Raw genomic sequence first — 8601 nt, 5'->3', positions numbered from 1 at the left:
GCCGTCACTCCGACCAACCAACACCGCCTCAGCAGCGCCGGTGAAGGGCGTTCTAAGGATAACTACAAATCACCGCAAGCAGAAAATGACAGGAATTTGGAAAAAATCGCGAAAACAAAAATAATTGTTTGTTATCAGTGTGTTGGCGCCATCATGCCTCCCCAGAACTCAGTTCTCGCCTGGGCCTCGCAGCGAGAAAACACTCACTGTCTGACTTGCCCACATGGTTACCCACAGCCCAGCACCCGAGTCACGCGGAATCGGCGTGCCGGGACGCCGTATTGAATGCCGGTTTGGGCAAGCGCAGCAGCAACAGGGCAAGAATCACAAACAAGTAGATCAGGGGCTCGATCTGAAAGCCCTTCGCCAACATGACGTAGTGCAGCCCTGCAAGAATGGCTGCCGGGTAGACCAGCTTGTGCAGGCGCCGCCAAGCCGCCCCCAGCCAACGGACCGAGGCATTGTTCGACGTGATCCCAAGCGGCAGCATCAGAACGAATGCCGCCATGCCGACCGTGATGTAGGGTCGCTTTATGATGTCTGCCCAGATTTGACTTGGGTCTTGCACGTCCAGAACCAGCCAAACCAAAAGATGGCACGCCACATAGGATAGGGTCAAAACGCCAATGGCCCGCCTGAACTTCATGAGGTTCAAGCCGGTGAGCCGCCTCAGCGGCGTGACCGCCAAACCCAGGATCAACAACTGAAGCGCCAGTTCTCCATATTCATGTTCCAAAGCCTCGATCGGTTCGACCCCAAGGCCACCGGTCATGCCCTGGTAGAACAACCAGGGCACCGGAACCAATCCGGCGATGTAGACCGCCCAGACAGGAACGCGGCGCAGTATCTGGTTCAGCTTGTGCATGGCCTCAGTAGTATTCCCTGAGATCCATACCGGCATAAAGCCCTGCGACCTCTTCTTCGTAACCGTTGAACATCAGTGTTGGTTGTCGCTTGGCAAACAACCCGCCGCCGATGCGGCGTTCCGAGGCCTGAGACCACCGCGGATGATCCACGGTCGGGTTCACGTTGCTGTAGAACCCGTATTCACGCGGGTTGGCCATGTTCCAGCTGGTTGGCGGCTCTTCCTCGGTCAGAGTGATGCGTACGATCGATTTGATCGACTTGAAGCCATATTTCCATGGAACCACCAGGCGCAACGGGGCGCCGTTCTGATTGGGGATCGGGCGGCCATAGATACCCGTCGCCATGATCGTCAACGGATGCATGGCTTCATCCAGCCGTAGACCTTCGCGATACGGCCAGTCCAGAACCGGATATGCAACTCCCGGCATCTCGTCGGGGCGCAGCGCGGTTTCGAAGGCCACGTATTTCACCCCTTCCTGCACACCGGCCATGTTCAGCAGATCGGCCAGCTCGAACCCGTTCCAGGGCACGACCATCGACCAGGCCTCGACACAGCGGAAACGGTAGATGCGTTCTTCGATCGTCATTTCGGACATGATGTCCTGGAAATCATACTCTCCCGGGCGGTCAACCAACCCGTCGATCGTGACGCTCCATGGTTCGGTCTTGAGGGTATGGGCGTATTTCGCAGGGTCGTCCTTGCGGGTCCCGAACTCATAGTAGTTGTTGTAGGACGTGATCTCTTCCCACGTGTTCTGCTCCAGCGCATCTTCCGCACCTGCACGGCCCGCGATCATCGCCAGTCCCGATCCGGCGAGTCCCGCCATGATCTGTCGGCGGTTCAGGAACGCCGCCCGCGGGGTCGTATCGGCATGTGTCAGGGTGTTGATCCAGCGGTGCGCCATTCCGTTCTCCGTTCATTTACAAAAATCAGCCTTGAATTAGCCCCGTTTTAACACCGGACCAACGCAACTTGCGTCACGATTGAGAGACGGGACTGTAACGAAGCCTGCGTTGCATTCCCGTCGCGCACAGACGAACACCTGTTTGGAACGGCATCAACGGGATGGAAGCTGCACATCCGATAAGGTATCGCCGAAACCACCAGAGACTGTGTGAAGGCCGCCCCGTGTTACTGACCAAAACCATTCCTTTGTCCCTTTCGATCCTGTGGCGCTTTGCGGTGACGTTCCCGATCCTGCTCATCGGCCTTTTTCTGTACGGCGCGTTGGGTGGCGTGATCGGGTTCGTCATCGGGTTGATCCTGCCCGGAACACTGTTCATCGCAACCTTCCTGATCAGCGCCTCATCCGGCGTGATCCCGATCATGGTCGGCGCCCGGTTCGGGTTCCAGTCAAAGCTGATCCGACCCGGCGTGGGCTATCGCAAGCTGATCGTTCCCGCCATTGCCTATGGCGCGGCGGAGTCCCTGGCGATCGGCCTGATCCTTGCGCCAGTGGTCGGGTTGGCCTTTGTTCAGGTCGCGCCCAATCTGGTCGATCTGACCAAGACCCCCGAAACACCGGCACTGGACTGGCTGACCTCGGCCGGCGCGTCGGTTTCGGTGGCGGGCCTCGTCGTCACGGTTGCGGTATTCACGGTAGCCTCGGCTGCGCGGGCCAGTCTGCTGGTTCCCCTGGCTGCGGCGGCCTTGGGCAGCGATCCTGACGACCGACCTTATACACCCTTCCGCAATCTGGGTGCGTCCTTCTGGCCGCTCTTTGCTTTGGTGGCCATCAGCTATGTATCGATGATGGTGCTTTACGTCCTCGCCTTTCTGGCCGTGGCCTTCGTGGCGGGGCTACCGGCGTTGGCAACGTCCGTTACCGAAATCGAAGGCCTGTTCCGCGGTGGCGCCATCGAAAACCCGATCTGGCCTGCAGTGGCCTTGTTTCTCAGCTTTATCCTGGTCGGGCTTTGGGGGCTGAGCCTGCAATCCGCGGGTGCGGTATTGGCCTATCTGAAACTGCAGGGCGGGCGCCCCAGCCGCCATATGGTGGATCCGGCCCAGCGCATGGCTCCGCCGGCACCACCACCATCGCCCGAGTCCGGTCCGCGCCTGAGTGCCGACGACTTGCGAGCATTGCGCAAAAGCCGTCAGAACCACGACTGATTAGTGCGCAATAAAAAGGCCCGCCATTTCTGGCGGGCCTTTCCTGTTTCAGCCGAGCCGCAGCTTAGTGGACCACGGCCTCGTCCGGGCGCGGGCGGTCGCTGGTGCCCAACCGGTCGCCGATGATCAGACCATCGGGTCCGGCAGTTACCGGCACGGTGTCGCCATCCCGGATGTCGCCGGCCAGCAAAGCCTCGGCCAGCGGGTTCTGCAGGGCACGCTGGATCACGCGCTTGAGCGGACGCGCCCCGAAGACCGGGTCGTAGCCTTCGTTGGCCAGCCACTCCTTGGCAGCATCGTCCAGCACAAGATCGATCTTGCGCCCGGCAAGCCGCTTCCGCAAGCGGGCCAGCTGGATGTCGACGATTGCATCCATGTCCGACCGCTGAAGCCGGTCGAAGATGATGGTCTCATCCAGACGGTTCAGGAACTCGGGCCGGAAATGCGCCCGAACCGCGTCCATCACATCGCGCTTGGCCTGCGCCGTGTCGGCCCCTTCGGGCAACTGGCTCAGCGCCTGCGAGCCAAGGTTCGAGGTCAGCACGATCAGCGTCTGCTTGAAGTCGACCGTACGGCCCTGGCCATCGGTCAGGACACCATCGTCCAGCACCTGCAACAGCACGTTGAACACGTCCGGATGCGCCTTCTCGACCTCGTCGAACAGCACCACCTGGTACGGCCGGCGGCGGACGGCTTCGGTCAGAACGCCGCCTTCCTCATAGCCGACATAGCCCGGCGGAGCACCGATCAGGCGGGCGACGGCGTGTTTCTCCATGAACTCAGACATGTCGATCCGCACCATCGCGTGTTCGTCGTCGAACAGGTATTCGGCGACGGCCTTGGTCAGCTCGGTCTTACCCACACCGGTCGGGCCGAGGAACAGGAACGAGCCCAGCGGGCGGTTTTCGTCGTTCAGACCGGCCCGGGCCCGGCGCACGGCATTGGCCACGGCGCGCACGGCCTCGTCCTGGCCGACCACGCGGGCATGCAGCGCTTCTTCCATGCGCAGCAGCTTTTCGCGCTCGCCTTCCAGCATCTTCGAGGTCGGGATACCCGTCCAGCGTTCGACCACGGCCGCGATCTGTTCGGGACGCACCGTTTCCTTGGCCATGACCGCGTTGCTTTCCTGGCTTTCGGCCTCGGCCAGCTTGCGCTCCAGCTCGGGGATCACGCCATAGGACAGCTCACCGGCTTTGGCCAGATTGCCCTCGCGCTTGGCGATCTCCAGCTCGGCGCGCGCCTTGTCCAGCTGTTCCTTCAACTCGCGGGCGCTGGCCAGCTTGTCCCGCTCGGCCTGCCACTGGGCGGTCATCTCAGCGGATTTCTCCTTGAGCTCGGCCAGTTCCTTCTGCAAGGCCTCAAGCCGATCTTTCGAAGCCGCATCATCTTCAAGCTTCAGCGCCTCTTCTTCGATCTGGAGTTGCAGGATCTGGCGATCCAGCTGGTCCAGCTCTTCGGGCTTGCTGTCCACTTCCATGCGCAGACGCGAGGCGGCCTCGTCCACGAGGTCGATCGCCTTGTCGGGCAGGAAGCGGTCGGTGATGTAGCGGTGCGACAGGGTCGCGGCCGACACCAGCGCCGAATCCGAGATGCGCACACCATGGTGCAGCTCGTATTTTTCCTTGATGCCGCGCAGGATGCTGATCGTGTCTTCGACCGTAGGTTCCTGCACGAAGACGGGCTGGAACCGGCGGGCAAGGGCCGCGTCCTTCTCGACATATTTGCGGTACTCGTCCAGCGTGGTGGCACCGATGCAGTGCAGCTCGCCCCGCGCCAGCGCGGGCTTGATCAGGTTGGCCGCATCCATCGCACCGTCGGACTTGCCGGCACCCACCAGCGTGTGCATCTCGTCGATGAACAGGATGATCTCGCCAGCGGCGGCGGTGACCTCGTTCAGAACGGCTTTCAGGCGTTCCTCGAACTCGCCACGGTATTTCGCACCCGCGATCAAGGCACCCATGTCCAGCGCCAGCAGCTTTTTGTCCTTCAGCGATTCCGGAACGTCGCCGTTCACGATGCGCAGAGCCAGACCTTCGGCGATGGCGGTCTTACCCACACCGGGCTCACCGATCAGAACCGGGTTGTTCTTGGTCCGACGCGACAGAACCTGCATGGCGCGGCGGATTTCCTCGTCGCGGCCGATGATCGGGTCGATCTTGCCCTCGCGGGCGGCCTCGGTCAGGTCGCGGGCGTATTTCTTCAGCGCGTCATAGCCTTCTTCGGCATTGGCGCTGTCGGCCGTGCGGCCCTTGCGGATGTCGTTGATCGCCTCGTTCAGCTTCTGGGCGGACACGGCACCGGCTTCCAGGGCCTCTTTGGCTTTGGATTTGACGATGCACAGCGCCATCAGCACGCGCTCGACCGGAACGAAGCTGTCGCCGGCTTTCTTGGCGATCTTCTCGGCCTCGTCCAGAACCTTGGCGGTCTGACCGTCCAGATAGACCTGGCCCGCGTCGCCGCTGACCTTCGGGATCTTGGCCAGGGCAACATCCAGCGCCTCGACCACGCGCTCGGGCGCGCCGCCCGCACGTTTGATCAGGTTGCTGGCCAGCCCCTGGTCATCATCCATCAGTGCTTTCAGAATATGCTCGGGAGCCAGTCTCTGGTGTCCCTCGCGCAGCGCAATGGTTTGCGCCGCCTGCACGAAACCTCGTGCACGCTCGGTGAACTTGTTCAAGTCCATGGCATTCTCCTTTTCCAAGCGCCCGTTAAATTTGCGCCTGCTTGGCAGCACGCAATGGTCCGGGCCTCATGGATCAATTTGGGAAATGTTCCCGCTGCTTCAAGAGAGTAGCGGGTGAAAAAAACGCTCAGCCCCGGGGAATCGTATAGACGGTATAGCCGCCGGTTTCGGCCACCTGCTGAGCATTCTGCATTTCGACCAACGACTGAGCGGCGGCACTGCCGGTGGGGCACGAGACAAGGTCGGCCGTGTGGTCCAGGAAATTGACGGTAAAGGCGGTTTCGCCGGTCAACTGGCACCAGTCATCTTCGGACCGATAGCCGCCGACCAGGTACAAATCGTCGTTGGTGGGCGGCGGGGCAGCGCCCGTCTCGGGTTGTGGAGGGGTGTCGTCACAAGCGGCTAGCGCGGCCACGGCGGCCAGCGGAAATAGGTGCTTCATGGTCTGTCCCTTTGGTGCAATTTTTGGTCCTGAATGGCGGCACCATAGCACAGTTGGGCCAAAGCGGGGAAACCAGGGTCTCCCCTGCCAGCCGTGGGGGTCAATCGCCTTCGATTTCCCGGATCAGTTTTGTTGCAACGTCGTCGCCCTGCTCGGCCGCAAGACGGTAATATTTCAACGCGCCTTCGATCTCGCCCGCCTCGTGCAGCAGCCGGCCGAAATTACGCTGCGAGGCCATATGACCAAGCTCGGCCGCCCTACCCCAGAGCACAAAAGCCGCCTGCGTGTCCTGGGGCACGCCGTCTCGCCCGTGATAGGTCAGCGACCCCAGATTATGCAGCGCCACGACGTCATCCTCTTCGGCGGCCTGAAAATAATACTCCAGCGCCTTTTCGATATCCTTGGGATATCCGTTCTGGCCGGTTTCGTAGATCAAGCCCAGATGCACCGCGGCATCGACGTTTCCGTGATCGGCGGCCCGCTCCAGATAGTCGACCGCGCGGTCCATATCCTGTGTGACATGCGTACCGTCGCGATGGAAAATGCCCAGGCGGACCATAGAAGGATCATACCCAAAGAACGCAGCCCGTTCATAATACTCGATCGCCTTGTCGATGTCGGGCGCGACACCATCCCCGTGCTCATAGCCGTATGCCACGTTGTGCATCCCCATGGACAGGCCGGCATCGGCAGCCGCCATGTACCACCCGAACGCCGTTTCATCGTTTTCGGGAACGATCTCACCCTCGCTATAGATCGAAGCGAGCGTGTTCATCGCCAGCCCGCTGCCTTCTATTGCCGCCAGCTCCGAAAACTCGAGCGCCATTTCCAGCTTGCCGCCTTTCATCAGCGCCCGGCCGAACGCGGCGACGACCTCGGCGTCGAAATTCTGGTCTTTCAGCAGTAGATCGGCACAGATCGCCATCGCATTCTCGGCGTCCATGTCCGCCCATTCCACCCCGTCGAAATAGGGCGACTGGCCCGGAGCGGCAGCGGCCATCAGGCACTCATATTCTCCGTCCGAATAGTCGGGCTCGTATGGCGGATCGTCGGGGTCCGGTTCCGGCCGGGGTCGCAGGTCGGTAACAAGCAGGCGTCGAGTCTCTTCTTTGGGGACGCTGACCTCCTCCGGTTCAGGTGCGCCTCCCTTGAATTCGGCCAGTTGCTCGCGTGCAAGTTGTGAGTAGATCGGGCACTCCGCGTAGACCTCGGCAAAGCTTTGGATGGCTGCCGCCGACCCGCTGTCCTTGACGTCCGCCCAGACCAGTCGGGCCTCGCCGCAATCCGTTTCACCGGCCCAGACAGCGCCCGCCCCGGCCAAAACAGCTGCCGAAGCCACCACACCCAACCGTATCATCCTGTAGTTCCCTGCGTCTTTTCTTGTCTGATTGCGCCACACGCTCTACAGAAGCGCCGATCCCGTCAAGCCTGAAAGGTCGAAACAATGCCCGAAGCCCTGCCCCAAACCGCAGATGACCGCCTGATCGTCGCCCTCGACGTGCCCAACGCGCTGGAGGGGCTGAAAATGGCCGAGACGCTGGGCGACGCGGTATCGTTCTACAAGATCGGGCTGGGCATGCTGACCGGTGGCGGGTTGGCCTTGGCAAACGAGTTGAAGCAGGAGCACGGCAAGCGCATCTTTCTGGACATGAAGCTGTTCGACATCGGCAACACGGTGGAAAACGCCGTGCGGGGGCTGGCGCAGTTCGATCTGGATTTCCTCACCGTGCACGGAGACCCGCATGTGGTGCGTGCCGCCAAGGAAGGCGCAGCAGGCAAGGATCTGAAGATCCTCGCAGTGACCATCCTGACCTCGCTGAACCGTGACGATCTGGATGCAGGTTTGATGAAGTCCGGCGACATGCAGGACATGGTTCTGGAACGCGCGGCCCGCGCATTTGACGCCGGCGCCGACGGCGTGATCGCCAGCCCGCAAGAGGCGGCCCTGATCCGCGCCCTGCCTCAGGCCAACGGCCGGCTTATCGTCACCCCCGGCGTGCGGCCGTCCGGGTCGGACCTTGGCGATCAGAAACGCGTGGCGACACCCGCCGCCGCAATCAATGAAGGGGCCGATCACATCGTGGTCGGGCGGCCGATTTATCAGGCCGCCGACCCCAAAGCTGCAGCCGACGCCGTTCTGGCCGAGTTGCGTTCGGTGTGACCTTTCGAGGACAAGTCGCGGCAAATCCCCGTTCCGGAAGCAAAATTTGGCGCGCAAGCGGTTGACCTTGCGTCACTTTTAGCCGTGGCCGCGCCAAATTGCCTCTGTGCCCGAAAACACACATGAAAAACACGAGTTTTGGGACCTGCTTCGTAAGCCTATCGAAATCGACATTTTTGGGCGATTCTGATCAAGAGACACTCCCCAACGGGCCGCGTCTTCCTGAGGCCTGTTACCTCCCCCCGCGAAACTGCGGGGGGTCTTCTTGTCGGCCCCACCTTTTCGTTCAATCGCTTTGCGCTGCAGCGTGCGGTGTTGTAGTTTTGGCACCTCGG

7 protein-coding genes are annotated in these 8601 nt (G+C 61.5%); 2 read left to right on the top strand and 5 right to left on the bottom strand.

Going from position 1 to position 8601, the window contains the following annotated elements; all coding sequences use genetic code 11:
- Nucleotides 1-250: 250 nt before the first annotated feature.
- Complete coding sequence (gene msrQ, locus ACR0CU_RS18355; RefSeq protein ID WP_170448924.1) at nt 251-865, bottom strand: protein-methionine-sulfoxide reductase heme-binding subunit MsrQ; 615 nt, start codon at nt 863-865, stop codon at nt 251-253.
- 4 nt (nt 866-869) lie between these two features.
- On the bottom strand, nt 870-1772 hold the full coding sequence (msrP, locus tag ACR0CU_RS18350) for a protein-methionine-sulfoxide reductase catalytic subunit MsrP (RefSeq protein ID WP_480643599.1): 903 nt from the start codon (nt 1770-1772) through the stop codon (nt 870-872).
- Between the two features lie 224 nt (nt 1773-1996).
- Here msrP and ACR0CU_RS18345 point away from each other — a divergent pair, with 224 nt between their 5' ends.
- A complete protein-coding gene (locus ACR0CU_RS18345; protein ID WP_170368111.1) occupies nt 1997-2980 on the top strand; it encodes a hypothetical protein in 984 nt (327 codons plus the stop codon).
- Nucleotides 2981-3044: 64 nt separating this feature from the next.
- On the opposite strand, the gene clpB is transcribed toward ACR0CU_RS18345, so the two are convergent.
- The 3 genes from clpB to ACR0CU_RS18330 all read right to left on the bottom strand — a co-directional run bounded on the left by clpB (nt 3045) and on the right by ACR0CU_RS18330 (nt 7462).
- The gene (clpB, locus tag ACR0CU_RS18340; protein WP_480643597.1) at nt 3045-5663 is read right to left on the bottom strand and encodes an ATP-dependent chaperone ClpB; all 2619 of its coding nucleotides are present in this window, start codon (nt 5661-5663) and stop codon (nt 3045-3047) included.
- A 127-nt stretch (nt 5664-5790) separates the two neighbouring features.
- Nucleotides 5791-6105, bottom strand: a complete 315-nt coding sequence (locus ACR0CU_RS18335) for a hypothetical protein (RefSeq protein ID WP_093965477.1) — start codon at nt 6103-6105, stop codon at nt 5791-5793.
- A 100-nt stretch (nt 6106-6205) separates the two neighbouring features.
- Nucleotides 6206-7462: a tetratricopeptide repeat protein gene (locus ACR0CU_RS18330; protein WP_170448933.1), complete on the bottom strand. Its 1257-nt coding sequence runs from the start codon at nt 7460-7462 to the stop codon at nt 6206-6208.
- A gap of 87 nt (nt 7463-7549) precedes the next feature.
- On the opposite strand from ACR0CU_RS18330, the gene pyrF reads away from it, so the two are divergent.
- A complete protein-coding gene (pyrF, locus tag ACR0CU_RS18325) occupies nt 7550-8266 on the top strand; it encodes an orotidine-5'-phosphate decarboxylase (RefSeq protein ID WP_170448935.1) in 717 nt (238 codons plus the stop codon).
- Nucleotides 8267-8601: the final 335 nt, after the last annotated feature.

It is taken from the genome of Ruegeria sp. BC2, from assembly GCF_056539245.1.
This window is presented reverse-complemented; position numbering and strand designations above follow the sequence as displayed.